This window comes from Falsiroseomonas stagni DSM 19981 (assembly GCF_900114315.1).
GTDB lineage: Bacteria > Pseudomonadota > Alphaproteobacteria > Acetobacterales > Acetobacteraceae > Falsiroseomonas > Falsiroseomonas stagni.
This window is the reverse complement of sequence record NZ_FOSQ01000001.1, coordinates 940,128-966,660: the sequence shown is the minus strand read 5'-3', so window position 1 is coordinate 966,660 and position 26,533 is coordinate 940,128. Positions and strand designations below refer to the sequence as shown.

Below are 26,533 nucleotides of genomic sequence, written 5' to 3'. Positions count from 1 at the left end.
CCGCTCAGTAGAGCCCGCCCAGATTGCTGTCGAGGCCAGCCGCCGCGGTTCCCCCCGCGCCAGCCGCCAGCGGATCGGTCGGCGGCCGCGCGCTGTTCTCCGTGCCCGGGCGGAAGGCTTCCAGGATGGTCTGGCCGTTATCCAGCTGCAGCCGCACCAGCGCGACCCCCGGCGGCGCGCGGAAGGGGATGGGCGGGGAGCCCTGAGTGGCGGCCGCCACCACGTCCCGGAAGATCGGCGTGGCCAGCCGCCCGCCCGTCACATCGGCGCCGGTCTCGCTGAGCAGCCGTAGCGTGCGGGGTTCGTCGAAGCCGACCCAGACGGCCACGACGAGGTCCGGCGTGAAGCCGACGAACCAGGCATCCTTGTAGTCGTCGGTCGTGCCGGTCTTGCCCGCCACGGGGCGGCCCAGACCCTCACCGGCGCGGGTGCCGGTGCCGCGCTGCACCACGCCCTGCAGCAGGCTGGTCATCTGGAAGGCCGTGACGGGGTCCACGATCTGCCGGCGCGTATCGGACAGGCGCGGCGGCTGCCCCGTGGGGTCCGCATTGCAGCCCGCGCATTCCCGCGCATCGGTGCGCCACACCAGGCGGCCATGGCGGTCCTGCACGCTGTCGATCAGCGTCGGGATCACCTGGCGGCCACCATTGACGAAGCTCGCATAGCCCGCGGCCTGGCGGAGCACCGTCGTCTCCCCCGCGCCGAGCGACATCGCCAGCACGCGCGGCATGTTGGGGATGACGCCGAAGCGGTTCGCCACATCGGCCACCGCCGGCATCCCCACCTGCTGCGCCAGGCGGATCGTCACCAGGTTGAGGCTGCGTTCGAGCGCGCTGCGCATCGTCACCCAGCCCTGGGCCGCGCCGCCGCCGTAATTGCCGGGCCGCCACATGCCCTGCGGCGTCATGATCTCCACCGGCGCATCCAGCAGAAGCTGGTTGGGCGGGATCCCCGCCTCCAGCCCCGCGAGGTACACGTATGGCTTGAAGGACGAACCGGGCTGGCGCATCGCCTGGGAGGCGCGGTTGAACCAGGAGCGTTCGAAGGAGAAGCCGCCCACCATCGCCAGCACGCGGCCGGTATTGGGGTCGAGCGCCACGACCGCGCCCTCCACCTCCGGCATCTGCCGCAGCATCAGGCGTTCCGGCCGGGCGGGGGTGCGGCCCTGCGCGGCGACAGCCGGCAGCGTCTCCACCATCACCACATCGCCAGGGCTCAGTGCTTCCTGCATCCGCCGCAGCACCGGCCCCATGCGGCCATCGCGGACCGGGCGCGCCCAGGTCGCGATGTCATCCAGATACATCATGCCGGTGCGCGGCTGCGGCGCCGTGCGGGCATCCGGCCGTTCCAGCCAGGCGAAGCGCGCCTCGCGGTCCCGCACCTCCAGCGCCACCGCCAGGCGCCAGCCCGGCTGGATGCCGGGCGGCCGCGCCACGGCCTGGAGCGCTGGCAGCCATTCCGTCGGACTGGCCGAGATGCGCGCCACCGGCCCGCGCCAGCCGCCACGACGCCGGTCATAGTCCAGCAGCCCGGTGCGCAGCGCCTTCTCCGCCTCCGCCTGCAAATTCGGATCCAGCGAGGTGCGCACCACGAGGCCGCCCATCGTCGTCTGGTCCACGCCGAAGCGGGTGATCAGTTCCCGCCGCACTTCCTCCGTGAAGTGCTGGCCGACCGCCACCATGTCCGGGCGGCGCTGCGGCCGCGGCACCAGCGGCTCGGCGCGCGCGCGCGTCGCTTCCTCCCGCGTGATGGCGCCGTCCTCGGCCATCCGTTCCAGCACCCAGTCGCGGCGCGCCTTGGCGGCTTCCGGGAAGCGGATCGGGTTGTAGTTGTTGGGCGCCTTGGGCAGGGCGGCCAGGAAGGCGACCTCCGCCAGCGACAGCTCGTCCAGCGACTTGTTGAAGTAGTTCTGCGCCGCCGCCGCCACGCCATAGGCCTGCTGGCCCAGGAAGATCTCGTTCAGGTAGATCTCCAGGATGCGGGATTTCGGCATCGCCTGCTCGATGCGCAGCGCCAGGATCGCCTCCCGCACCTTGCGCGTCAGCGACCGCTCCGCCCCCACCAGCATGTTCTTGGCGACCTGCTGGGTGATGGTGGAGGCCCCCGCCATCCGCCGCCCGCTGCCGATCGCCTCCACATTCGTGATCACCGTCCGGAAGATGCCGATGGGATCGACACCATGATGCGTCCAGAAGCGCTGGTCCTCCGCCGAGACGAAGGCCTGCTGCAGGCGCTGGGGAATCGCCTCGATCGGGATGAAGACGCGCCTTTCCTGCGCCAGCTCCGCCATCAGGCGGCTGTCGGCGGCATAGATGCGCGACATCTGCGGCGGCTGGTAATCCGCGAGCCAGCGATAGTCCGGCAACTCCGCCACCGCATTGCGGTAGAGCGACCAGGCCGCCCCCGCCCCCGCCAGGCCGACCGCCACGACCAGCACGATGACGGTCTTCAGCAGGAAACCGATCGTGCCGACAAACCAGCGCCGCTTGCGCCGCGGCGGCTTGGCCGGCGGCGGCGGGGAAGCCTCGGGTGCTGGGGAGGCGGCAGGCCTTCCGCCCACCATCGGGCCTTCGGCGCGGAGATCAGGGGTATCCATGGCGCGCTCCATACACTGTCCCGGCCCCAGGGGCACATGCGCAACGCTCGACATGGGCATGCAGCCCGGTCACGGCCAGTTGTGCAGCGCAAGATAACGGCGGGGTGGTTGGCGAGGGGTGTAGGCGGGGACGCTCTTGTTGCCCGGGGAAAGGGCGCTGCCCCTTCCCCGATACCCCAACCCCACCAAGGGGCAGCGGCCCCTTGGGAACCCATGAGATTGTCGATGGAGGGAGGGGCACGGCGCGCGCTCCGGACAAGCGGTCGCGCGACGCCCCTCCCTCCATCGACCAATAACCCCGCGGTCCAGGGTCCCGCTGGACCCTGGCGCGGGTGAGGTCCGGAGAGGGGCGCGCAGCCCCTCTCCGGGGCCACCAGCGCGCCCTGCCTCTACCCCGCCGCCAGCGCCTCCGCCGTTCCCGCGCGGGCCAGCCAGCCATGGATGGCGCGGCCCAGCGCGCGGGCGACTTTCGCGCGGTGGTCGGGGCGGCGCAGGGCGGCTTCGTCGGCAGGGTGGCTGAGGAAGCCCATCTCGACCAGGACGGAGGGGATTTCGGGTGCCTTCAGCACCACGAAGCCCGCCTGCCGGTGGGTATTGGGCAGCAGCGGCACGTCGCCACCGAGTTCGTCCACCACCAGGCCGGCCATGCGGGCGCTGCCGGCCCGGGTTTCCGCCCGCATGAGGGAGAGGAGGATGGCCTGCACTTCCGGCGATACGGAGGGCAGGCGCAGCCCGCCGGCGCGGTCGGCCAGGTTCTCCCGCCGTGCCAGCGCCCCGGCCAGGGCGTCCGAACTGTCGCCGAGGGTGTAGACGGAGGCGCCACGGGCGCCGGGGGCGCTGTCCGCGTGAAGCGAGACGAAGAGGGCGGCCTGGCGGCGGCGGGCGAATTCCACCCGGTCGCCCAGCGGCACGAAGCGGTCGCTGCTGCGGGTCATGGCCACGCGGCAGCGGCCGCCGGCCTCCAGCACCTTCCGCAGTTCCTCCGCCGCCGCCAGGACGATGCGCTTTTCCTGCGTGCCCTGGGTGCCGATGGTGCCGGGGTCGCGTCCGCCATGGCCGGGATCGAGCACGACCAGGGGCAGCGGCCCGGCGCGGGCCGGGTTGCGCGGCGCGGTGGTCCCGGGCTGGGACCGGCCGAGGTTGGACGCCGTCGCGGTGCCGCTTTCGGCCAGCGGCCTGCCGGCGGCGACGAGGCGGGCGAAGCTGGCGGCCGTGGTCGGTTCCAGGTCGAGGATGAGGCGCCCGCGGTTCTCCTCCACGCGCTTCAGGGTGGCGGGGCGCAGCAGGTCCAGCCGCAGGCCGCCGCGTTCCGCGACCGCCCGTCGCACGGGCCCGGCGCTGCCCAGGCTGGCCGGGCCGCGCCAGGGGCTGCCGGGCGTGGTCAGCACCAGGCGATTCGGGCCCGTGGCGGCGGCAAGCCGCCAGCGCGTGCCCGCGGGCAGGGTGAGGGTGAGGCGCGCGCCGTCACCCGCCTGTTCCAGCGCGGCATCCGTCACGGCGGCATCGGCCGGCCGTGGTGGCGGCAGGGCGGCGAAGGCGAGCGCGAGGCTCGCCAAGGCACGGCGACCCAGCATGGTGTCGGGTAGTCCCCCGCAGGTGCCGGCACCGCCCCCCGGCGCCGGAACGCGATCATGATGCCATGGCAGGGCGGGCACTTGCCAGCATCCGTTGAGAGCGCGCTTCAACAAGCGGTGCCTGTCCATGACGGGCTCCGGCCACGCACCGGTTTGCACCCTGCGCACAAATCGGCGATTGGGTGGTGATTCGACACCAAAGCAGGGCGTGTGGCCGCGGCGCCTTGTGGCCCCCGGTTGCACCGCCTATGGTGGGACGCCCCGGTGGCGTCAGCCGCTGGTGGGGTCCTTGTGTTCGCGCGGCCGCCCGGCCCGTATCCCGCCCCGAGATCGTGGCCGGTGATGCGCCAGTGGCGGCCTTAGTCCTGGCATGGTGATCGGGCGCCGCCCATCACCGCGTTTCGCCAGGTGCCGCGGCCCCCGATCCCGCCGGCGCGGCGCATGCGGCGCATCCTTCCCGTTGGCTGGCCCCTGGATTGCTCCATGGGACTCGGTTCGGCGGGGATGCGTTCCATGCCCACGCCGCCCGCCCGATTGCGCCTGCAACCGGCGCCCCCGCCTGGACCTCATGTCCGGGAGACCAGCTCAAGGGGGCTGCCGATTGAAGGGTTTCCGGGGCAGCGCGAGGCGCGCCCGCCGGGAACGGTCTGCCAGGGGTCACTCCCGGGCTTATCGCTCCCAATGAACCCAACAGGGTCGTGCCGCCAGGCCGACCCGCCGAGAAGAGGACCGGATCGCCGCCGCATGGAAACCCTCCTGCCGCGATTCCGTCGCTTCCCGGGCCCCGCCACCACCTGCCGCCGCTGCCGGCCCCTGGGCGGAAACCCAGGCCAGCGCGGTGCGGAGTCCCCTCACCCATGACCAAGCGCATGCTGATCGACGCATCACACCCGGAAGAGACCCGGGTGGTGGTGCTGGACGGCAACCGGCTCGAAGCCTTCGACATCGAGTCGGCCAACAGGATGCCCCTCAAGGGCAACATCTACCTCGCCCGCGTCGTGCGGGTCGAACCCAGCCTCCAGGCCGCCTTCGTCGAATACGGCGGCAACCGGCACGGCTTCCTCGCCTTCGGCGAAATCCACCCCGACTACTACCAGCTTCCCGTCGCCGACCGGCAGCGCCTCATCGAGATGCAGCAGGCCGAGGCGCTTGAGGAGCAGGAGCGCGAGGATGCCGAGGATGCGGCGCGCGACATCGATGCGGCGCTGAACGGCGCCCTCGAAGCCGCCGCTTCCGCGGAGCTGGAGGCCGAGGCCGAGGCCCCCGGCGAGGTCACGCTCGAGGAGGTGTCGGCGGAAGCCGCCCCCGAAGCGCCCGCCCCCCGCCAGGCCGATGAGAGCCCTGCCGCGGAAAGCGCCGCGCCCGACGCCGGGCAGAGCGCGGAGGCGGCCGAGGCCGCCGCCGACGACGCCTATGCCGCCGCGGCCGAACGCGACGCCGCCGAGGCCGCCGCCGATGCGGCGGAGGATGCGGCGCGCGCCGATGATGATCGGGGCCAGGACGACCCGGGCCAGGACGACCGCGGCCGGGACGATCGGCGCGAGGACGAGTACGAGAGCGTCGGCAACGCCGATGCCCCCCCGCCGGAGACGGTGGGCGGCACGACGGAGGATGACGCGCGCGAACGCCGCATCCCGCCGCGCTTCCTGCGCCACTACAAGATCCAGGAAGTCATCAAGCGCCGCCAGATCATGCTGGTGCAGGTGGTGAAGGAGGAGCGCGGCTCGAAGGGCGCGGCGCTGACCACCTACATCTCGCTCGCGGGCCGCTTTTCCGTCCTGATGCCGAACTCGCCGCGTGGCGGCGGCGTCTCCCGCAAGATCACCTCGGCCGCGGACCGCAAGCGGCTGCGGGAGATCATCGACGAACAGGGCCTGCCGCAGGGCATGTCGCTGATCGTCCGCACCGCCGGCGCGGCGCGGCCGAAGCCCGAGATCAAGCGGGACTGCGAATACCTGCTGCGGCTCTGGGACGGCATCCGGGAGCGCACCTTCGCCTCCTCCGCCCCCGCGCTGATCTATGAGGAGGCGGACCTCATCAAGCGGTCCATCCGCGACGTCTACGGCAAGGACGTCGAGGAAGTGCTGGTGGATGGCGAGGGCGCCTACAACGACGCCCGCGAATTCATGCGCATGCTGATGCCGGCCCATGCCAGCAAGGTCCGCCCGGTGCGGGACGGCGTGCCGCTCTTCGCCCGCCATGGCGTGGACGCGCAGCTGGACGCCATGCACAGCCCGACCGTGCAGCTGAAGTCCGGCGGCTACATCGTCATCAACCAGACCGAGGCGCTGGTCGCCATCGACGTGAACTCCGGCCGCGCCACCCGCGACCGGCACATCGAGGACACGGCGCTGCGCACCAACCTGGAGGCGGCCGACGAGGTCGCGCGCCAGCTGCGGCTGCGGGACCTGGCGGGCCTCATCGTCATCGACTTCATCGACATGGAGTCGAACAAGCATGACGGGATGGTCGAGCGCCGCCTGAAGGAGGCGCTGAAGCAGGACCGCGCCCGCATCCAGGTCGGCCGCATCAGCCATTTCGGCCTGCTGGAGATGTCGCGCCAGCGGCTGCGCCCCAGCGTCGTCGAACACGCCTATGTTGCCTGCCCGCATTGCCAGGGCCGTGGCCTGGTCCGCGGCGTGGAAAGCAGCGGCCTGCAGGTGCTGCGCGCGATCGAGGAGGAAGGCGCCAAGCGCCGCGCCGCCGAGATCGTGGTGCATGTCGCCATGCCGGTGATGCTGTGGCTGCTGAACCGCAAGCGCGAACGGCTTGGCCAGATCGAGCAGAAATACGCGATGTCCGTGCTGATCCAGCCGGATGACACGCTGATCCCGCCGGCACTGCGGATCGAGCGCACCCGCGCCCAGAACCCCGACGCCATCGCCGAACGCCCCAGCGCGCTGCGCATGGACTATGCGCCGGAGCCGGAGGAAGCCGAGGTCGATACGCTGGAGGAGATGGAGGAGGAGGCCCCGCCCCCGCCCCGCCAGCGCGAACCCCGCGAACAGCGCGAACCCCGGCAGCCCCGCGAAGCGCGGGAGCCGCGCGAGCCCCGTGGGGAAAACCGTGGCGAGCCAGCCGAGCCCCGCGCGCCGCGTGAGGGCGCGCCGGAGGCCGAGGGCGAATCCACCGCCGAGGGCCAGCGCCGCCGCCGCCGCCGTCGCCGGCGTGGCGGCCGTCGTGAGGGCCTGGAAGGCCGTCCGGAGGGCTCGGTCGAGGGCGGTGCCGGTGGCGCCAATGCCGAGGATGAGGGCGAGGACGACGACTCCGCCGAGGTGACTGCGGCGGTGGTGGCGGAGGCCGAACCCGCCGTCGCGGACGCCCCGGCGCCCGACGCCGAGCCTGCCGCCGAGACGGTGGAGGATGAGGGCGCCGCGCGTCGCCGCCGTGGCCGCCGCGGCGGTCGCCGCCGGCGCGAGGGCGAGGAAGCCGTGGGCGAGGAAGCCCCGCTGGCCGCCGCGCCGCCGCCGCGCCGTGCGCCGACCCCGGCCGACCCCTTCGCCGGGCACATGGACGACATCTTCTCCGCCATGGAAGCGGCGGAGGAAGCGGCCGCCCGCGCCGTGACCACCCGCCGCCAGCCCATCGTGGCGCCGGCACCGGTGGAGGCGGCGGTGGAGGTCCCGCCGGAGGCCCCGGTCACGGCGGTCGCTGAAGCGCCGCCTGCCCAGGCCGCCGTCGTCGAAGTTCCACCAGTCGCCGAAGCCCCGGTCGCCGAAGCACCGGTCGCCGAAGCACCGGTCGCCGAAGCCCCGGTCGCCGAAGCCCCGGTCGCCGAAGCCCCGGTCGCCGAAGCACTGGTGGCTGAAGCCCCGGTTGCGGAAGCCCCCGCGGTGGCGGTGGAGGCCAGCGTCAGCGCCAAGGCCGAGGCGAGCTTCACCCCGGCCGAGCCGCCTGCGCCGGCCGCGCCGGAGCCCGTCGCGCCGGCGGCGCCCGAGGTCGTGGCCGCGCCACCCATCGCCCCCATCGTCCTGGGCGAGGGGACAGAGGTGGACCTTCCGCGCAAGCGGGGCTGGTGGCGCCGCTGATCCATCGCCCCGGGAAACACCCGGGGATCGCCTGATCGAAGCCGCCGGGACAACCGTCCCGGCGGCTTCGTCGTTCCGGCAGCCGGCAGCACCGCCGGCCGCATGGCTGCCTCCCCACCCCCCCGGTTGCGATGCGGCGGCCAACCGGTGATGGTGCGCCCGACCAGCCGGAAGAACCGGCGCAGGGGGAGTGCATCGCGTGGCGCAGCTGACCGTCCTCGAACCCGAGGGCATGTATCCCGACACGATCCTGGAGCAGGAGGTGCTCGGCCCGGCGGTGGACGTGCTGCATGGCGGCGCGCCGCATACCGAATCGCTCGACATGCTGCCGGACGACCTCTGCGCCCGGGTCGACGGCCTGCTGGTCTTCCGCCACTGGCTCCGCCCGCAGCACATCGCCCGCTTCCCGAAGCTGAAGGTCGTGGTGCGCATGGGCGTGGGCTATGACCGGCTGGATCGCGCGGCCTGCGCGGCGCGGGGCATCACCGTCTGCAACGTGCCGGACTACGGCACGATGGAGGTGGCGGACCACGCCATGTCGCTGGTCCTGTCGCTGACCCGCGGCGTGATCCTGCACCATGACCTGCAGCGCGAATCGCCGCCCGCGGCCTGGCGCTACGTGGACAGCCCGCTGATCAAGCGCGCGCAGGAACAGGGCTTCGGCATCGTCGGCCTGGGCCGCATCGGCACCGCCGTCGCGCTGCGCGCCAAGGCCTTCGGCTTCAAGGTCCGCTTCTTCGACCCCTACCTGCCGAACGGCGTGGATCGCGCGCTCGGCATCCAGCGCGCCCGGACGTTGGAGGAGCTGATGCGCGGCTCCGACATCCTGTCCATCCATGTGCCGGACACCCGCACCACGCGGGGCCTGATCGGCGCGAAGGAACTCGCCTGGCTGCCGCAGGGTGCCGTGGTAGTGAACACCGCGCGCGGCACCAGCCTCGACATCAATGCGCTGGAAGCGGCGCTGCGGTCGAACCACCTGGCTGGCGCGGGGCTCGATGTCATTCCGGTGGAGCCGCCGGTGGACCCGGTGCCGGGCCTGCTGGCCGCCTATCGCGCGAAGGAGGAATGGCTGAAGGGGCGCGTCGTCATCACGCCGCACAGCGCCTTTCACACGCCCCATGCCTGGGATGACATCCGGCGGAAAAGCGCGGAGACGATGCGCGACGTCCTCGTGCTCGGCCTTGATACGAACGTGATCCGCCCGGATCAGGATTGAAACGGCTCCGCACGCTGCTGTAACGTATGCGCGGCATCATGTCGCGACGCACAGGCCCGGGTGACCCGCTGGCCTGGACAGGGACCGCCGCCAGCAACTTGGCCGCGATCCCGCACACGCAAGACGCGAAAGTTTCGATTTCGTTGAAAAAAAGAGATTGACGCGCTGCACACACTCACACACTAATGTGCGCAGCAGGGAAGCGTCATCCGCTACAGGATTGACTTCCTTGCCAAGGAGATCAGCGGTTTGGCCCGCCAGCAGGCGAATATCTTCGGGTGGCGGGCATCTCCCTGGCGAGGGAAGCGGTAGGCATGCACGTCTTCCTCGACATCTCCCGGTTGCTGAGTGTCGCTCATCGGACGGCCCCGTCCGGCATCGACCGGGTCGAACTGGCCTATGCGCGCCACTGGGCGAACCTGGCCCCCTCTGAATGCACCTTCGTCGCCGAAGTTCCCTTGCTGGGCTTCGCCGCGCTGCCCGCCTCCCTTGTCCGTGAACTGGTGACGGCGCTGGAGGAGGCGTGGGAGAACGGATCGCGGATCGCCACCGGCTCCGCACGCCGCGCCCGCCTGTCCCTGCCCTTCGGTCGCGGCGCGCTGGTCGAAGCGCTGCGGCGGCCGGGTCCGAAGTGCTTCCTGCTGGTGTCGCACCGGGCGCTGGAACGCCCCGCGCGCATCGCGGCGCTGCGTCGCCAGGGCTGCCACTTCGTGCCCCTGATCCATGACCTGATCCCGCTCCATCACCCCGAATTCGCCCGCGCCGGCCATGCGGAGAAGCACCGCCGCCGCATCGTCACCACCGCCGCGCTGGCGGATGCGATCATCGTGAACTCCGCGGCGACGGCGGCGGAGCTGATGCCCTGGCTCAGCGCCCGTCCCTCTCCACCCCAGGTCGCGGTCGCGCCGCTCGGCGTCACGCCGCCGATGGTGGAAGCGCCGCCCGTCGCGCTCCGCCCCTATTTCGTCGTGCTCGGCACGATCGAGCCGCGCAAGAACCACCTCCTGCTGCTGAACCTCTGGCGGCAGCTCGCCAGCACCCATGGCGCGGCTGCGCCCCGCCTGGTCGTGGTCGGCCGCCGCGGGTGGGAGAACGAGAACGTGCTGGACATGCTGGAGCGCTGCAGCGCGCTGGATGGCCTGGTGCGGGAAGCCGGGCCGCTGCCGGACCGGGAGGTCGCATCGCTGCTGCGCGGCGCCCGCGGGCTTCTGTTTCCCTCCTTCGCCGAAGGCTTCGGCCTGCCGCTGGCCGAAGCCCTCGCGCTTGGCGTTCCCGCGATCGCGTCAGACCTGCCCGCGCTGCGCGAAGTGGGCGGCGCGGCGCCGGACTACCTCGACCCGCTGGACGGCTCCGCCTGGCGCAGTGCCGTGCTGGATTACGCGCGGTCGGACAGCGTCGGCCGCCGCGCGCAGATGGGCCGGCTGGCCGCCTGGAAGCCGCCGAGCTGGGAGCGGCATTTCATCGAGGTCGATCGACTGATGGTGCGCCTCGCGCAGCGGCCGATCGGCCAGCCATCCCTGCAACCTGCCCTGCCGGCGCTGGCACGGCCGGAACCGGGCGTCGGGCGGCGCGATGAAGGCCATCCTTGACGTTGGCCGCCGTTCCTCCGGGTTCCGCCCCGCCCCGCCAGCCTCGCCTGCCGAAGACAGCCGTCTGACAAGGGCGGGAACGGCACGATGAAGATCGCCGATCGTCCACAACGGACGACGCGGCCTGGCGCGGTGAGGCATGGCCTGCGCGGCAGGGGCACCAGCACGGGCAAGGGCATGCCATCCATGCCAATCGCCATCGTGGGCGCGGGCTGCCGCCTGCCGGGCGCGCCGAGCCTCGATGCGCTGTGGCCGATGCTGGCCGCGGGCACCGATGCCGTGACGTCGGTGCCGGCCGACCGCTTCACGGTCGATGCCTTCTTCCACCCGCGACGCGGCGAGCCCGGCCGGTCCTACACCTTCGCGGCCGGCACCATCGGCGACGCGCGCGGCTTCGATGCCGGCGCCTTCGGCATTTCCCCGCGCGAAGCGGCGGAGATGGATCCCCAGCAGCGCGTGCTGCTGGAAGTGACGGCGGAAGCGCTGGAGGATGCCGGCTGGCCCGCCTCATCCATCGCCGGCCGCGCCATCGGTGTCTTCGTCGGCGGGTCGGCGACGGACTACGCGGATGTACGCCTGCCCGACCAGTCCGGTGGCGACCGCTACTTCATGACGGGCAATGCCCTCTCCATCCTGTCGAACCGCCTGACCAACGTCTTCGACCTGCGCGGCCCCGCGGAGACGATCGACACCGCCTGCTCCTCCTCCCTCGTCGCCCTGCACGCAGCCTGCGCGGCGCTGGCGGGGGGCCGGCTGGATGCGGCGGTGGTGGGGGGCGTGCAGATGCTGCTGTCCCCCTTCCCCTTCGTGGGCTTCTCCCGCGCCGGCATGCTGTCCCCCACCGGGCGGTGCCGCGCCTTCGATGCGGCGGCGGATGGCTATGTGCGGGCGGAAGGCGCGGTGGCGCTGCTGCTGAAGCCGCTCGATTCCGCGATCGCCGCCGGCGACGCGGTGCGCGGCGTGATCCTCGGCAGCGGCGTGAACAGCGCGGGGCGCACCATCGGCCTGTCGCTGCCGAACCGGGAGGCGCAGGCAGCGCTGATCCGGCGCGTCATGGCGGAAGCCGGCGTCGTGCCGGACGACCTCGCCTATTTCGAGGCGCATGGCACCGGGACCCAGGTAGGCGACCCGACGGAGGCCTGGGCCATCGGCCAGGCCGCCATCGGGCGGGCTCGGCCGCTGCCGATCGGCTCCATCAAGACGAATATCGGCCACCTGGAGCCTGCGTCGGGCCTGGCGGGCCTGCTGAAGGCGATGCTGGTGCTGGAACAGGGGCGGGTCCCGCCCACGCTGCACCAGGTCAACCCGAACCCGCAGATCGATTTCGCCGCCCTGAACCTGCGCGTCATCAGCCGTGGCGATGAACCGGACAGCCTGCTGCCGGCCGGCGTCGCCGGGGTGAACTCCTTCGGCTTCGGCGGCACGAACGCCACCGTGCTGCTCGGCCCGGCACCGGCCGGCGCCCTGGCGCCGTCGGCCGCCAGGCCGGCTGCCATGCCGCCGCTGCTGCTCTCCGCCCGCTCCGCCGCGGCGCTGACGGGCCTGGCCCGGCGGTGGGAGGGGCGGCTGCGGGGCCAGGATGCCGCCACGGTCGCGGACCTGGCGCGCGGCGCGGCGCGGTACCGGGACCTTCAACCCCACCGGCTGGTCCTGCGCGGCCGGGATGGCGATGCGCTGGCCTCGGCCATCGCCGAGTGGCTGCGCCCCGCCGGCCTGCCGGATGCCTTTGCGAAGACGGAGCCAACGGCCGGCACGGCGACCCCGGGCATCGCCACCGCCGTGCCGTCCTCGGCCGGCGGCATCTGCTTCGTCTTCAGCGGCAATGGCGCCCAGCATGCCGGGATGGCCCGCGCCGCGCTGGCGCATTCCGCCGCCTTCCGCCGGGCCTTCCGCCCGGTCGATGCCGCGCTGGCGCCGCTGCTCGGCTGGTCGCCGCTCGCGATGCTGCGCGCCGGCGTCTCCGCCGCCGACCTGACGGCCACCGACGTCGCGCAGCCCCTCCTCTTCGCCATCCAGGTCGCGAGCCTGGGCGCGCTGGCCGCGCAGGGCATCCGTCCGGACATGGTCCTCGGCCATTCGGTGGGGGAGGTCGCCGCCGCCCATGCCGTGGGGATGCTGGACCTGCCGGCCGCCGCGCAACTCGTGGTGGCGCGCAGCCGGCATCAGCAACGGATGCAGGGCGTGGGGCGGATGGCCGCGCTTGGCGCCGCCGCCGCCGAAGCGGCCGCGATGATCGCGGAACTCGGTCCGGCCACGGCGGGGCTGGAAGTCGCGGCGCTGAACGCGCCGGCCTCCGTCACCCTGGCCGGTCCCGCCGCGGCGCTGGAGGCGCTGCGCCCCCTGGCGGAAGCGCGGCGCCATTCCTTCATCCCGCTCGACCTCGACTTCGCCTTCCACAGCAGCGCCATGGACCCGGTGCGCGACGGGCTGCTGGCGGATCTGGCCGACCTGGCGGCAGCGCCCGGGCGCCTGCCCATGATCTCCACCGTCACCGGGCAGGCGCTGGACGGCGACGCGGCAGGGGCTCCCTACTGGTGGGGCAACCTCCGGCAACCCGTGCTGTTCGAGGCCGCGCTGCGTGCCGCGCTGGATCGCGGCGCCCGACTGTTCGTGGAAATCGGCCCGCACCCGGTCCTGCAATCCTATATGCGGGAGACGTTCCGCGCCGCCGCGGTGGAAGCCGCACCCTTCGCCACGCTCAGCCGGCGCGACGTGCCGGGGCAGGACCCCTTCCCCGGCATCGCGGACAGGCTGGTCGCCGGCGGCACCGACCCGCGCGCCGCCCCGGCCTTCCGAGGCCCGGCCACGCGCCGCCTGCCGCTGACGCCCTTCGACCGCAAGCCCGCCTGGCATGCCGCCACGCCGGAAAGCGTGCGGCTGCTGGACCCGGACCAGGACCACAGGCTGCTCGGCTTCCGGCGGGGCAGCGAGCCCGGCATCTGGTCCCGCGCGCTCGATACCGACCTTGAACCCTGGCTGGCCGACCATCGCCTCGGCCCCGATGCGGTGCTGCCGGCTGCTGCCATGCTCGACATGGCGCTGGCCGCCGCCCGCATCCGGCATCCCGAGGCCGCGGCACTGGAAGTGGCGGAGTTGCGCATCCTCCGCCCCCTGGCGCTGGAGCCCGGGCGGACGCGGGAAGTGCGGTGCACGCTGGATGCCGCGGGGGCCTTCCGCCTGGAAAGCCGGCGCCGCCTGTCCGGCGACGCCTGGGCGCTGCATGCGGAAGGCGAGGCCCATGCGGTGACGGCCGCCGCCCTCTCCCTCCCGCCGCGCGAAACCCTGCCCGACGCGGTGACGATCGACGGGGCCGCGATCCGCAGCCTGGCCGCCAGCCTCGGCCTGACCTACGGCCCGGCCTTCGGGGCGGTGGAACGGGTGGAGGCAAGCCGCGGCCCCGCCGATGGCCTGGGCCGCGCCCTGGTGCGCCTGGCGCTGCCGGATGCAGCCCCTTCCGACGCCGGCTTCCTGCTGCATCCCTCGCGTCTCGATGGCGCCTTGCAGGGCCTGTTCGGCCTGCTGGGGGAGGCGGGGCTGCCACCGGGCATCGGGCTCGCCCCCGTGCGCTTCGCCCGGCTGGTCGCACGCCCCGGCGCCGTGCCGCCGGTGCTGGCGGAGGTATCGCTGGTCCGCCGCGGTGCGCGATCCGTGACCGCGCGCGCGGTGCTGCGCGATGCCGCCGGCCAGGCGGTGGCGCGGGTCGAAGGCGCGGTGTTCCAGATGTTCACCCAGGCCGGGGCCGTCCCGGCGGCCGATGCCGCCTGGCGCATCGCGCTCGCCCCCGCCGCGGAAGGCCCGCCGCCGGCGCCGGCCCTCGCCCCCGCGCTGGACGCCGCGCGGGCCGCCGCCGCGGGGATGGACCTGACCGAAGCCGCCCTGCTGCTCGAAGCGCATGTCGCCGCGGCCGCGCAGGCGCTCTACGCCGGCGATCCCGCCCATGCCGATGCACCGCCGGAGGCATCCCCCTACCACGCCTTCCTTCGCCGGGCGCTGATCGAGGATGGCGCGGCGGAGCCGCTCGCACGCGGCGGCATCCGGCTGCTGCCCGATTCAGCCCTGCCGCCGGCGGAGGCGATCTGGCGCTCCGTCCTGGCCGAACAGCCGGGCCTCGCCCTCGACCTCGCCTGGATCGCCGAATCGGCGGAACGCCTGCCGGAGGCCCTGCGCGGCCAGACGCGTGATCCTGCGCCGCCGCCCGCCGAGGGCCTGGCCATGGCCCAGCTGGCGGAGGCCGTCGCCGCTGCCGTGGGCGCCCTGGCCGCCGCATGGCCGGAAACCCGCCCGATCCGCATCCTGGAAGTCGGCACCGCCGGGGGCGTGCTGGCGCGCCGCGTGCTGGCGCGGATCGCGCCGCTGGGCCGCGCCCTGGTCTATGTGGCCGCGGGCGATGGCCGCGTCGCCCTGCCCGCCCTGCCGCCGGGCCTGCCCGCGGGCAGCGCCCTGACCGGCGCGGTCTGGGACCCGCTTTCCGACGCGCCCCCGCCTCTGGTGGCGGACCTCGTCATCGGGCTGGCCCCGGCGGCGCGCGCCCGGGCCGGGGTCGCGATGGCGGCGGCGCTGCGCCGGGCCCTGGCGGAAGGGGGTGCGCTGCTGCTGGCCGAACCCCTGCCCGGCCGCGTCTGGACCTTCGTCTGTGGCCAGGACCCGGCCTGGTGGAGTGGCCTCGGCCCCGATCCCGCGGGCTCGGCCGGCGGAGCGCTGCCGGACGCCGCCCTGTGGACGGGCCGGCTGGCCGATGCCGGCTTCCGCGCCGTGGCGGCGGAACCGCTGGGCTGCGCGCCCTGGCCCGCGCTTCTGCTGGTGGGGGAAGCGCCGCCCCCGCCGGCCGCCGCCCCGCCCGCGCCGCCGCGGACGCTGCTGCTGGCGGACCCCGCATCCCTGCCGCTGGCCGATGCCCTGGCCGCGCGGCTGCTGCGCCGGGGCGGCAGCGTGGCGCGCGGCGTGCTGGGCGCGACGATCGAGGCGACCGCGCTCAGCGGCGTGCGGCTGCTGTGCTGCGCCAGCCCCGATGCCGCCAGCCTGCCCGGTACCCTGGCCGCGATCACGCGCCTGGCGGAAGCGGCGCATGGCCAGGCCAGCGGCTTCGTACTGGCCACCATGGGCGGCCAGCAGCCCGCCGAGGGCCGGCATGTGCCGGAAGCCGCCGCGCTGCTCGGCCTGATGCGCGTCCTGGCGAATGAGATGCCGGCGCTTCGCCCGCGCCGGATCGACATCGCCCCGGGCATGGCACCCGCCGCCGCCGCGCGGCGCCTGGCCGCCGAACTCGATTCACCGGTACCGGAGGCGGAGGTCACGCTCGGCCCCGACCAGCGCCTGGTGCCGCGCCTGCAGCCGGCGCCGGCCACGCCGCCGACCGGCCCCCTCATGCTCGGCCTGGGCCAGCCCGGCCGGCTGGGCACGCTGCGCTGGGAAGCCGCGACCCAGCGCGCACCGGGCCCGGGGGAGGTCGCGATCGCGGTGGAGGCCGCGGGCCTCAATTTCCGCGACCTGATGTGGGCGCAGGGCCTGCTGCCGGAGGAGGTGCTGGAAGCAGGCTTCGCCGGCCCCACCCTTGGCATGGAATGCGCCGGCACCGTCATCGCCGCCGGCCCGGGCGTGGCGATCCGGCCCGGCACGCGCGTCTTCGGCTTCGCCCCCGCGGCGCTGGCCGCCCGCGCCATCACCCGGGTGGAAGCGATCACGCCCCTGCCGGATGGGCTGAGCGCCGAGGAAGCGGCGACCATTCCCGTCGCCTTCCTGACCGCGCTGCATGCCCTGGAATCCTGCGCCGCGCTGCAGGCGGGGGAGAGCGTGCTGATCCATGGCGGCGCCGGGGGCGTGGGCCTGGCGGCGCTGCAGGTCGCGCAGCAGATCGGTGCCCGCGTGGCCATGACGGCGGGCAGCCCCGCCAAGCGCGCCTTCCTGCGCGCCGCCGGGGCGGAGCTGGTGCTGGACAGCCGCGACCCCGGCTTCGCCGACGCGCTGCGCGCCCAGTGGCCGGACGGTGTCGACGTGGTGCTGAACTCCCTGGCCGGCGATGCCATGGAACGCAGCCTGTCCCTCGTGAAGCCCTTCGGTCGCTTCGTGGAACTCGGCAAGCGGGACTATGTGGAGAACCGCCGCGCGCCGATCCGCCCGCTGCGCCGCAACGCCAGCTATTTCGCCGTGGATGTGGACGAATTGCCGCGCGCCCGCCCCGGCGTCGCGGCGCGGCTGCTCGGCCAGGTCCGCGACCGCCTTCAGGATGGCAGCTTCCTGCCCCTGCCCCATGCCGCCTTCGGGCCTGAGGAGGTGGAGGCCGCCTTCCGCACCCTCCAGGCCTCCGCCCATATCGGCAAGCTGGTGATCCGCCCGCCCGCGCCCCTGCCCGCCGCCACCGCGCCCTGGGCACCGCCCGCGGAGGCGACGATCGTCGTCGTCGGCGGCACGCGGGGCTTCGGCCTGGCCACCGCGAAGTGGCTGGCCGCCCAGGGCGCGCGGCACCTCGCCCTCATCAGCCGCCGCGGCGCGGTGGCAGCCGATGAACCCGGTGAGGAAGCGACCGCGCTGCGCGATCTCGCCGCACTCGGCGCCCGCGCCGCCATCCACGCCTGCGACGCCACCGACGCCGAGGCCCTCGCCGCGACCTTGGCAAAAATCCGGGCGGGCCGGCCGATCGGCGGCGTGGTGCATGCCGCCGCCGTGCTGGATGACGGCGCCGCCACGGCCATGGATGCCGCCCGCTTCCAGCGCGTGCTGGCGCCGAAGCTGGCGGCGGCGGAGAACCTGGACCGGCTGACGGCGGCGGACCCGCTGACGCTGTTCCTGCTGTTCAGCAGCGCCACCACCGCCTTCGGCAATCCCGGCCAGTCCAACTACGTCGCCGCCAATGCGGCGCTGGAGGCACTGGCCCGCCGCCGCCGCGCCGCGGGCCGCCCGGCGCTGGCCGTGGCCTGGGGGCCCATCACCGATGTCGGCATGCTGGCCGCGGATGGCGACAAGGCCGCGAAGCTCAATCGCCGCCTCGGCGTCACCGCGATGACGGCGGCGGAATCGCTCGCCATGCTGCCGGCGCTGCTCGCCGCCGGGGAAGCCACGCCGGTGCTGGTGCGCCTCGGCGCCTCGGACGGCCGCCTGGCGCTGCCGATCATGCAGGAGCCGATGCTGGCCGCCCTCGCCGGCCCCGCCGCTGCGCCGGCGCAGGAGAATCTGCGCGCCCACCTCGCCACCCTGCCGCGGCCGGAGGCGGAGGCGCTGGTGCTGCGCCTGGTGACGGAGGAGATCGCCCGCATCCTGCGCCTGCCGCCGGACGGCATCGGCGCCGATGCGGGGGTAACGGCGCTCGGCCTCGACAGCCTCGGCGCCATGGAATTGCGCGGCGGCCTCGAACAGCGCCTCGGCGTCCAGGTCGCGCTCTCCGCCCTCAGCGAGGAGTTGACGGTCGGGACCCTGGCACGGCAGATCGCCGCGGCGGCCATCGCGCAGCCGGATACGGAAGCCACCATCTCCACCCTGATGGAGGCCTTCGAACCCCAGCAGGGCGATATCCGCGCCGCGGAATGAGGGGCGCCACCGCCGGCCTGGGCCCGGCCGCGCAGCATCGGAGGTTCGGCACGCGACCATGGCAGTGACGCCACACACCCGCGGCAGGCCGCGCCCGCTGTCCCGGCATGGGGCCTGACGCATGGTCCGGGGACATGGCTTCGGCCTCTCAGCCACCGCGCGCCTGGCGCTGGTGCAGCGCCTCGCCCGGCGACGGGAGGGACAGGACGCGCAGCGCGCGGCGGATGGGCGCGGCTTCAGCAGCATCCAGAACCTGCGCGACTGGGGCCTCGTGCAGGAAGGGATGGTGGCGCTCGGCATCGAGAGCCCCTTCTTCCGCGCCCATGAAGGCCGCGCCGGCGCGCACAGCCTGATCGGCAACCGGGACGTCATCAATTTCGGCTCCTACGATTACCTGGGCCTCAACGGCGACCCGCGCCTGCACCAGGCGGCGGCGGCGGCCATGGCGCGCTACGGCATCTCCGCCTCCGCCTCCCGCGTCGTCTCCGGCGAAAGGCCGGTGCATGGGGCGCTGGAAGCGGCGCTGGCACGCCACTACGGGGCGGAGGCGGCGCTGGCCTTCGTCAGCGGGCACGCCACCAATGTCACCGTCATCGGCCACCTGATGGGCCCGCGCGATGTCATCGTGCATGATGCCGCGATCCACAATTCGGCGGCGGAGGGCGCCAAGCTGTCCGGCGCGCGCCGGGTCACCTTCCCCCACAACGATGCCCGCGCGGCGGAACGCGAACTCGCCGCCGCGCGCCGCGGCGCCGCCCGCGCGCTGCTGGTCGTCGAAGGCCACTATTCCATGGACGGGGATGTCCCGGACCTCGCCGCGTTCGTCGCCATGGCCCGGAAGCATGATGCCTGGCTGATGGTGGATGATGCGCATGGGCTGGGCGTGGTCGGCGCCACCGGCCTTGGCGCCTTCGAAGCCGCCGGCGTCGATCCGGCGGAGGTCGACATCTGGATGGGCACGCTGTCGAAGACGCTCTGCGCCTGCGGCGGCTACATCACGGGCCGGGCCGACCTGATCGACTGGATGCGCCATACGGTACCGGGCTTCGTCTATTCGGTCGGCCTCGCGCCGCCACTCGCCGCCTCCGCCCTCACGGCGCTGGAGGTGATGCGCGCGGAGCCCTGGCGGGTGGCGAAGCTGCAGGCGAATGCCGCGCTGTTCCGCGACCTCTGCCGCGCCAGGGGCTTCGATACGGGGGCATCGGCCGGCCTCGGCATCGTGCCCGTCGTGCTCGGCAGTTCCGTACGCGCCGTCCGCGTCTCCGCCGCCCTGCTGGAGCGCGGCGTGAACGCCCTGCCGATCATCTTCCCCGCGGTGCCGGAGAAGGCGGCGCGGCTGCGCTTCTTCATCTCCGCCGAGCATGAGGAGAAGGACATCCGCGATGCCGTCGCCGCGCTGGCGGCGGCGAATGACGGCATCTCGCCGGCCGATCTCGCGGGGTGATCGAGACCCGGCCGGTCCGCGGCCGCGCGGAGGATCTCGCCTTCCACGCCCTGCCCGCCCGCCTGTCGGGGGCCGGCTGGGCGCCCCGGCTGCGGTGGGAGGAGCGGCGCCTCTTCGCCCCCGCCACCAACGGCTTCCTCGCCACCCATGATGTCGCGCGGTTCCTGGCGTGGCGGGATGGGGGTGCGGTCGGGCGGATCGCCGCCTGCGTCCCGCACGACCCCGCCGCCCCCGCCACCTTCGGCTTCCTGGCGCTGGAGGAGGATCCGGCGGTGCTGCGGGGGCTGCTCGCGGCCGCGCGGGGCTTCGCGGCCGCAGGAGGGCGGGAAGCGCTCATCGGCCCGCTGTCCTTCACCATCAACCATGAGGTCGGCGCCCAGGCCGGCTTCTTCGACCGGCCGCCCATGCTGCGCATGCCGGGCACGCCCCGCTGGCTCCCCGCCGCGCTGGATGCGGCCGGGCTTCACGCCGTGAAGGACGTGCTGGCCTGTACCGTCGACCTCGCCACCGAACACCACCGCGCCCGCTTCGCGCGCCTGGCCGCCGCCCGCGCCACGGACATGGCGCGGCTGTCGATCCGCGGGCTCCGCCGGGCCGACTATGCGGCGGAGGTGCGGCTGGTGGCCGCGCTGTTCGACGATGCCTGGGCCGACAATTGGGGCGCCGTGCCGCTCGGCCCGGCAGAGGTCGAAACCCTGGCCACCCTGCTCCGCCCGCTGCTCTGGCGGGGGGAGGTCTTCATCGCGGCCTGGGACGGGATGCCGGTCGGGCTGCTGTCGCTGGTGCCGAACATCGATGCCGCCCTGCCCCGGGACGGCAGGCTGCTGCCATTCGGCTGGGCCAGGCTGCTGCCGGCCCTGGCAGGGCGCATCCCGGCGGGTGCCGACCAGGCCCGCATCCCGATGCTGGGCATCACCCGCGCCTTCCGCCGGCACCCCGCCTCCGCCCTCGCCATGGGGGCGCTGCTGGATGCCGGCTTCGGCCTGGCGGCGCGGCGCGGATGGCGACGGATCGAGATTTCCTGGATCCTCGAGGACAACGCGCCGATGCGGAATGCCATGGCGCGCCTGCCCGCGCCGGTCACCGGGCGATGGCGGCTGTGGTCGATGCCCGCGGCTTCGCCCGCCCAGGGTTGAAGCACGGCGAAACCGCCGCCGCGCCCCCTGCCATTGACAGGTGCCCTGCCGATGGTGGCTATGGGCCCGATGCTACGGACCGATGCCCTGCCGTCGGCCAGGATTCGCGACGGCGTTGCCATAGTGGCGGCGCCACCGCGCCCCGGCCCGCGCCGCTTCCTTTTCCTGCAGGGACCGATCAGCCCCTTCTTCACCGAAGTGGCGCGCGCCCTGGCTGCGCGCGGTCATGCAACCCACCGCATCAACCTCAGCTTCGGGGATCGGCTGTTCTGGGGGGGCGTGGAGGGGCAGCCGCCGGCGGTCCACTACCAGGGCCGTCCGGAAGACTGGCCCGCCTTCATCGCCGGCTACCTCGACCGGCACGGCATCACGGACATCCTGCTGCTGGGCGAGCAGCGGGGCTACCATCGCGCGGCGATCAGCGCCGCCGCGACGCGGGACATCGCCGTGGTGGTGACCGATTTCGGCTATTTCCGCCCGGACTGGATCACGCTGGAGCGTGATGGCATGGGCGGCGACAGCCGCTTCCCGCGCGACCCCGACCGCATCCGCGCCCTGGCCCGGTGCCTGCCGCCTGCGGATCTGACGGAGAAACTGCGGGATGATTTCGGCCGCCAGGCCGTCTGGGACGTGATCTACCATTTGGCCTGCCTCGCCCCCTGGCCCTTTCCCCACTACCGATCCCACCAGCTGCACCACCCGATCGCCACCTATTGGGGCGTCGCCCGCCGCCTGCTGCGCCGGCGGGCCGAAAGGGCGGAAGGCGACCGGGCGCTGGCCGCCATCGGCGACCGTCCCTTCTGGCTCTTCGCCATGCAGACGGAGACCGATTTCTCCGTCCGCGCCTATTCGCCCTATCCCGACCTCGACACCCCGATCGCGGAGACGCTGCGCTCCTTCGCTACCCATGCGCCGGCTGAGGGCCAGTTGCTGATCAAGGTCCATCCCCTCGATCCCTGCCTGAAGCCGTGGGAGAAGCGGATCAGGCAACTGGCGGCGGATGCCGGGCTTGCGGGCCGCGTCCATGTGGCGCGCAACGGCAGCCTGGACGACATGGTCCGCGGCATGCGAGGCCTGATCACCATCAATAGCACCGTCGGGCTGAAGGCCGTCGTCTGCGGCAAGCCGGTGAAGGCGCTTGGCAGCGCCGTGTGGAACCTGCCCGGCCTGGCGCATCAGGGGCCGCTCGACAGCTTCTGGACGGAAGCGGCCACGCCCGATCCGGCCTTCCGCGCCGATTTCCTCGCCGCCCTGCAGGCGACGACGCAGTTGCGTGGCGTCTTCTACGCCCCGCAGGGCCGTGCCGTGGCCGTCGCCGCCGTGACGGAGGCGCTGCACGAGGACCGTGTCGGCGCGCTGCTGCCGCCCCTCAGGGATCCGGCGGCCGATCATGGGGCGGGGTCGCCTCCGGGCTGACCCGGAAGCGCATCAGCCCCACCGCGCGGTCGCCGATCCAGGGCGGCAGCAGGCCCAGCAGCCGCATCCCCAGCGCCATGGGCCAGGGGAAGCCGAGGCGCGGCACGCCGACAAGCAGGGCACGATGCACCTTGCCCGCCGCCTCCTCCGTCCCCAGCAGCAGGGGACGCGCGCCGTGGAAGCGATCCCCCATGGCGCTGCGGAAGAAACCCGGGGTGATGACCGTCACGCGGATGCCCCGCCCCCGCTCCGCCGCGCGCAGCCCCTCCCCCCAGGCGATCAGCCCGGCCTTGCTGGCGCAATAGGCCGGGAAATCCGGCAGGCCCCGGAAGCCCGCGATGCTGGCCACCAGCGCCACCTGCCCGGATCGCCGCGCCCGCATCCCCGGCAGCAGCGGCGCCACCAGGTTGATGGCGCCGACCAGGTTCACCATCACCTGCCGCGCCGCCGCCGCCCCGTCCTCCGGCGTGCCATCCGGCGCGCGGCCGGCGGAGGTGCCGGCATTGGCGATCACCAGGTCGACCGGCCCCGCGGCTTCGAAGGCCGCCAGCGCCGCGGTGACGGCGGCCGCATCGGTCACATCCACCACGGCGGCCACCGCCACCGCCCCGGCCGCGCGGCATTCCTGCGCGACCGCCTCCAGCGCCGCCGCCGACCGTGCCAGCAGCAGCAGCCGCATGCCCGGCGCCGCGAAGCGCCGGGCGAGCGCGGCGCCCAGGCCGCGGGAGGCCCCGCTGATGACGACGGACCGCGCTTCCTTCATCGCAACCCCCTGATCCGCGCGATGCCACGCCGCAGCCAGCCTTCCGCCGCGCGGATCGCGGAAAAGCGGCCGGGCGGGAACAGCCCCGGCTGCGCCATCCGGTCCAGCAGCACCTCCGGCGGGCAGGGCAGCAGCGTCAGCGGATCGATGCAGCGGGGATAGAGCACCAGCGCCGCCGCCACGAGTTCATCGAGCGTCGCGCACCGCGTTCGGGGGGGCGCGCCAGCCGGCAGGGCGCCGCGATCCTGCGTGAGCCCCCAGCCCGCATAGAAGGGCATGCCCCAGCAGGTCACGGGCAGGCCGCGCAGCAGCGCCTCGAACCCCGTCAGGGAGGTCAGGGTATGCACCGCATCCACGCGGGCCAGCAGCGCCGCCATCGGCGCCTGTTCCACCACCTGGTCGGCCAGCCCCGCCAGCGCCGCCTTCGGGATGCGCCCCCGCCGGAACCCGGCCTCGATGTCCGGATGGGGCTTGTAGAGGAGGAAGGCGTCCGGCTCCGCCGCCCTGACCGCGCGCAGCAGGTCGATGTTGCGGCGGATGGCCCCGCCGCCGAGCCGCACGGAGGCGTCGTCCTCCACCTGCCCCGGCACCAGCACCACGCGCCGCCCGGGGGCCGCCGCGATCACAGGCGCGGCGCCGCCCAGATTGTACTTCGTGATGCCCCGCGCCACGATCGCCTGGCGGAGCGCCGCCGCGCGCGCCAGCGTCGCCGGCGCGAAATCCCCGGCCTCGATGAGGCGCGCCAGGTCGCTCGGTGCCGCCGGGTCGAAATAGGCGCCGCCGGAATCGAGCGCGAAGGAGGCCCCGGGCCGGAAGGCGGCGCCAAGCCCGGCGGAACGGATGAAGCCATCCTCCAGCCAGCGGAGTTCCACCCCCGCCGCCAGGCAGCGTTCCCGCAGTCCGGGCGGCGCGGCGGCCGCCCAGGCCAGCAGGGCGCCTCCGCGGGCCCGCGCGGCCGCCACCGCATGGGCCGCGCGGCCGTGGAAACCAGGCGGAGGGGCGGTGGAAGCCAGCAGCGCGCGCACCCGGTCCCGCTTGTAGGGATGCACGCCAAGGCAGGCGGCGACGCCCCGCGACTCCGCCTCACGCTCCCGCCACAGCGCCAGGATCGACAGCGCATGCTCGATCGAGCAGGGCTGCCCCGTGAAGGGGTCGGCGGCCCGGGTGGCGGCGAGGAGGGCGGCCCAGGTCGCGACCGGGTCTGCCCCGGCCAGCGGCCCATCGGCCACCCTCACCCCCGCCGCCAGCGCCAGCAGCGCCAGGGGACGGGATGCGCCATGCAGGGATGCGGCCGCGTCCAGCAAGGTCCAGGGCGAGAGGCGCGGCTGCATGCCGTTCGGTGCCGCCACGCCATCGACGAAGGGATCGGCCACCCGCAGCACGGTCGTCCCGGCGGGTGGTGTGCCGCCGATCAGCAGTGCCGCGCTTCGCCGCGGCACGCCGAATGCCGCAGCGCCGGGATCATCCAGCCCCGGCGGCCCGCCGATCCGCCCTGCCGCCACCGCCGCCATCACCCGCGGGGCGAGCGCCAGGAACAGTGCCGGCGCCGGGCGGGCCAGGGCGGTGCCGACCGGGTCCGGCCCTGGCGCCACCACCAGCAGGACGGGCAGCTCCCGCATGCCGAGGCAGGCAGGGCGGAAGGGCCCGGGGGTCCACAGCAGGGGGGCGTCCATGCCCTCCGGTGCCGCGTCCTGGGGCTCGCCTGCGACCGGAACCAGGCGATGCCCAGGCCAGAAGGCCGGCAGATGCGGCACCGACTGCAGCGCTGCCGCCGGCACGCGCAGGGACCCCAGGGCGGGGGTGGGGGCGGGTGAAGGCCCCGCGGGCGGGGGGGTTGGGGTCCGGTCCGGCACGCCGGCACCGTAGCACTGCGCGCCGCCGGCGTCGGCCCCCTGGCCTGGACCAGCCCCGGCGGCAGCCATGGCAGGGGCGGTTTGCGTTTTGCGTCAGCCTGGAGTTCCGCTAAACTCAGGCGCCATGAAGCAAGCCATCGTGATTGCAAGCTCCCGGGCGACGCCGCGCCGGGGCAGGCGGGGCCTGCCCATGGGCATGCTGGCTGCCGCGCTGATGCTGTCGGGGTGTGGCGGCGCCGGCGGCCTGACGGCCGGCTGGCCCTTCAGCCGCCAGGCTGCGGGGCCCGCTGCAAGCCAGAGTGCCCCGGCCGTGCCGGCCGACCCGGTGCTCGCCTTCGCGGCCAGATCGCAGCCGGGCGCGCAGGACCGCATCACGCTCGCGGATGGCCAACCCGCGACCGCGCGGCTCGTCCGGGCCTACAACGCCGCCAGCGGCAGGGAATGCCGGGAAGTGGCGGTCGTGACCTCGGCGGGCGAAAGGGCCCGCGTGATCTGCGCCACGCCGGAGGGAAGCTGGGCGGAGACGCGGATACTGCTCCGCGGCGGCGGGATCCCGCGACCGTGAGCAGCACGGCCAGCGACGGGGTTGGCCTGCCGGAGCGGCCGCAGGGCTTGGCCCTGATCAGGAAGGGCTTCCGGGTCCAGGGCCGCGTGATCCATGCCCTGGCGCTGCGGGAACTGACCACGCGCTTCGGTCACAGCCAAGTCGGGTTCTTCTGGCTCGTGCTGGAACCGCTGATGCTCGCCTCGGCGATCGGCCTGATCCACTTCGTCTGGCATCCCGCGGGGAAGGGGAACATCCCGGTCTTCCTCTACTACGTCGTCGGCTACGCGCCCTACTTCGCCTTCCGCGCCATCATCAACCGCGCGCCCTCAGCCTTCGAAGCGAATATGACGCTGATGTACCATCGGCAGGTCCGCCTGACCGATGTGATCCTGGCGCGCAACCTCCTTGAAGCCGCGGCGGTGATGGGGGTCCTGGCGCTCATCATCGGCGGCTCGTCCTGGCTGGTGGACATGCCGCCGGCGGACCTCCCGCTGATGGCCCTGGGGCTGCTGCTGATCTTCCTCCTCGCCAACGGACTGGCCATGCTGGCCGCCGCCGGCGCTGCCCGCTGGGACGTCGTGGACCGCATCGTCCACCCCCTCACCTACCTGTCCCTGCCCATCTCGGGCGCCTTCTTCGCCCTGCAGAACCTGCCGCCGAGTTGGCGCGAGGTGTTCCTCTGGAACCCGCAGGTCAGCATGCACGAGATGGTGCGGGAAGGCATGTTCGGCGACCTGACGAAGAGCTACTTCCACGTCGACTACGCGATCGCCTGCGTGCTCATCGTCAACATGCTCGGTCTCGCCGCGATCCGGGCCGTGCGGCCCAAGCTCGAATTCTGACGGGC

13 protein-coding genes are annotated in these 26,533 nt (G+C 73.9%); 9 read left to right on the top strand and 4 right to left on the bottom strand.

Annotated features, from left to right (window positions below; genetic code table 11):
• Nucleotides 1-4: 4 nt before the first annotated feature.
• Together BM041_RS04480 and BM041_RS04475 are read right to left on the bottom strand one after the other, a co-directional pair.
• Entirely contained in the window at nt 5-2,596 is a 2,592-nt protein-coding gene (locus BM041_RS04480; protein ID WP_092957476.1) for a penicillin-binding protein 1A, read from the bottom strand.
• A 389-nt stretch (nt 2,597-2,985) separates the two neighbouring features.
• Nucleotides 2,986-4,170 (bottom strand): N-acetylmuramoyl-L-alanine amidase family protein, encoded by a 1,185-nt coding sequence (locus BM041_RS04475; RefSeq protein WP_092956027.1) that lies wholly within the window; start codon nt 4,168-4,170, stop codon nt 2,986-2,988.
• A gap of 857 nt (nt 4,171-5,027) precedes the next feature.
• Between BM041_RS04475 and BM041_RS04470 the strand changes: the two genes are divergently transcribed.
• The 7 genes from BM041_RS04470 (at nt 5,028) to BM041_RS04440 (ending at nt 22,523) form a co-directional block, all read left to right on the top strand.
• Nucleotides 5,028-8,198, top strand: a complete 3,171-nt coding sequence (locus BM041_RS04470; RefSeq protein ID WP_092956024.1) for an Rne/Rng family ribonuclease — start codon at nt 5,028-5,030, stop codon at nt 8,196-8,198.
• A 199-nt stretch (nt 8,199-8,397) separates the two neighbouring features.
• Nucleotides 8,398-9,417, top strand: a complete 1,020-nt coding sequence (locus tag BM041_RS04465; protein ID WP_245761918.1) for a C-terminal binding protein — start codon at nt 8,398-8,400, stop codon at nt 9,415-9,417.
• A 314-nt stretch (nt 9,418-9,731) separates the two neighbouring features.
• Nucleotides 9,732-11,006, top strand: coding sequence for a glycosyltransferase family 4 protein (locus BM041_RS04460; protein ID WP_092956022.1), 1,275 nt, complete (start codon nt 9,732-9,734; stop codon nt 11,004-11,006).
• A 186-nt stretch (nt 11,007-11,192) separates the two neighbouring features.
• Complete coding sequence (locus BM041_RS04455) at nt 11,193-18,527, top strand: type I polyketide synthase (protein ID WP_175533731.1); 7,335 nt, start codon at nt 11,193-11,195, stop codon at nt 18,525-18,527.
• A 121-nt stretch (nt 18,528-18,648) separates the two neighbouring features.
• Nucleotides 18,649-19,971 (top strand): aminotransferase class I/II-fold pyridoxal phosphate-dependent enzyme, encoded by a 1,323-nt coding sequence (locus BM041_RS04450; protein ID WP_092956016.1) that lies wholly within the window; start codon nt 18,649-18,651, stop codon nt 19,969-19,971.
• Nucleotides 19,968-21,107: a hypothetical protein gene (locus BM041_RS04445; RefSeq protein ID WP_092956013.1), complete on the top strand. Its 1,140-nt coding sequence runs from the start codon at nt 19,968-19,970 to the stop codon at nt 21,105-21,107. The genes BM041_RS04450 and BM041_RS04445 overlap by 4 nt, the downstream gene beginning before the upstream one ends.
• A gap of 123 nt (nt 21,108-21,230) precedes the next feature.
• Nucleotides 21,231-22,523: a capsule biosynthesis protein gene (locus tag BM041_RS04440; protein ID WP_175533730.1), complete on the top strand. Its 1,293-nt coding sequence runs from the start codon at nt 21,231-21,233 to the stop codon at nt 22,521-22,523.
• Here the strand turns inward: BM041_RS04440 and BM041_RS04435 are convergent.
• A complete protein-coding gene (locus BM041_RS04435; protein WP_092956007.1) occupies nt 22,477-23,286 on the bottom strand; it encodes an SDR family NAD(P)-dependent oxidoreductase in 810 nt (269 codons plus the stop codon). The two genes, BM041_RS04440 and BM041_RS04435, sit on opposite strands and share 47 nt — an antisense overlap.
• On the bottom strand, nt 23,283-24,959 hold the full coding sequence (locus BM041_RS04430) for a capsular polysaccharide export protein, LipB/KpsS family (RefSeq protein ID WP_092956004.1): 1,677 nt from the start codon (nt 24,957-24,959) through the stop codon (nt 23,283-23,285). The genes BM041_RS04435 and BM041_RS04430 overlap by 4 nt, the downstream gene beginning before the upstream one ends.
• 304 nt (nt 24,960-25,263) lie before the next feature.
• On the opposite strand from BM041_RS04430, the gene BM041_RS04425 reads away from it, so the two are divergent.
• Together BM041_RS04425 and BM041_RS04420 are read left to right on the top strand one after the other, a co-directional pair.
• On the top strand, nt 25,264-25,704 hold the full coding sequence (locus BM041_RS04425; RefSeq protein WP_175533729.1) for a DVU3141 family protein: 441 nt from the start codon (nt 25,264-25,266) through the stop codon (nt 25,702-25,704).
• Nucleotides 25,701-26,528: an ABC transporter permease gene (locus BM041_RS04420; protein WP_175533728.1), complete on the top strand. Its 828-nt coding sequence runs from the start codon at nt 25,701-25,703 to the stop codon at nt 26,526-26,528. The genes BM041_RS04425 and BM041_RS04420 overlap by 4 nt, the downstream gene beginning before the upstream one ends.
• Nucleotides 26,529-26,533: the final 5 nt, after the last annotated feature.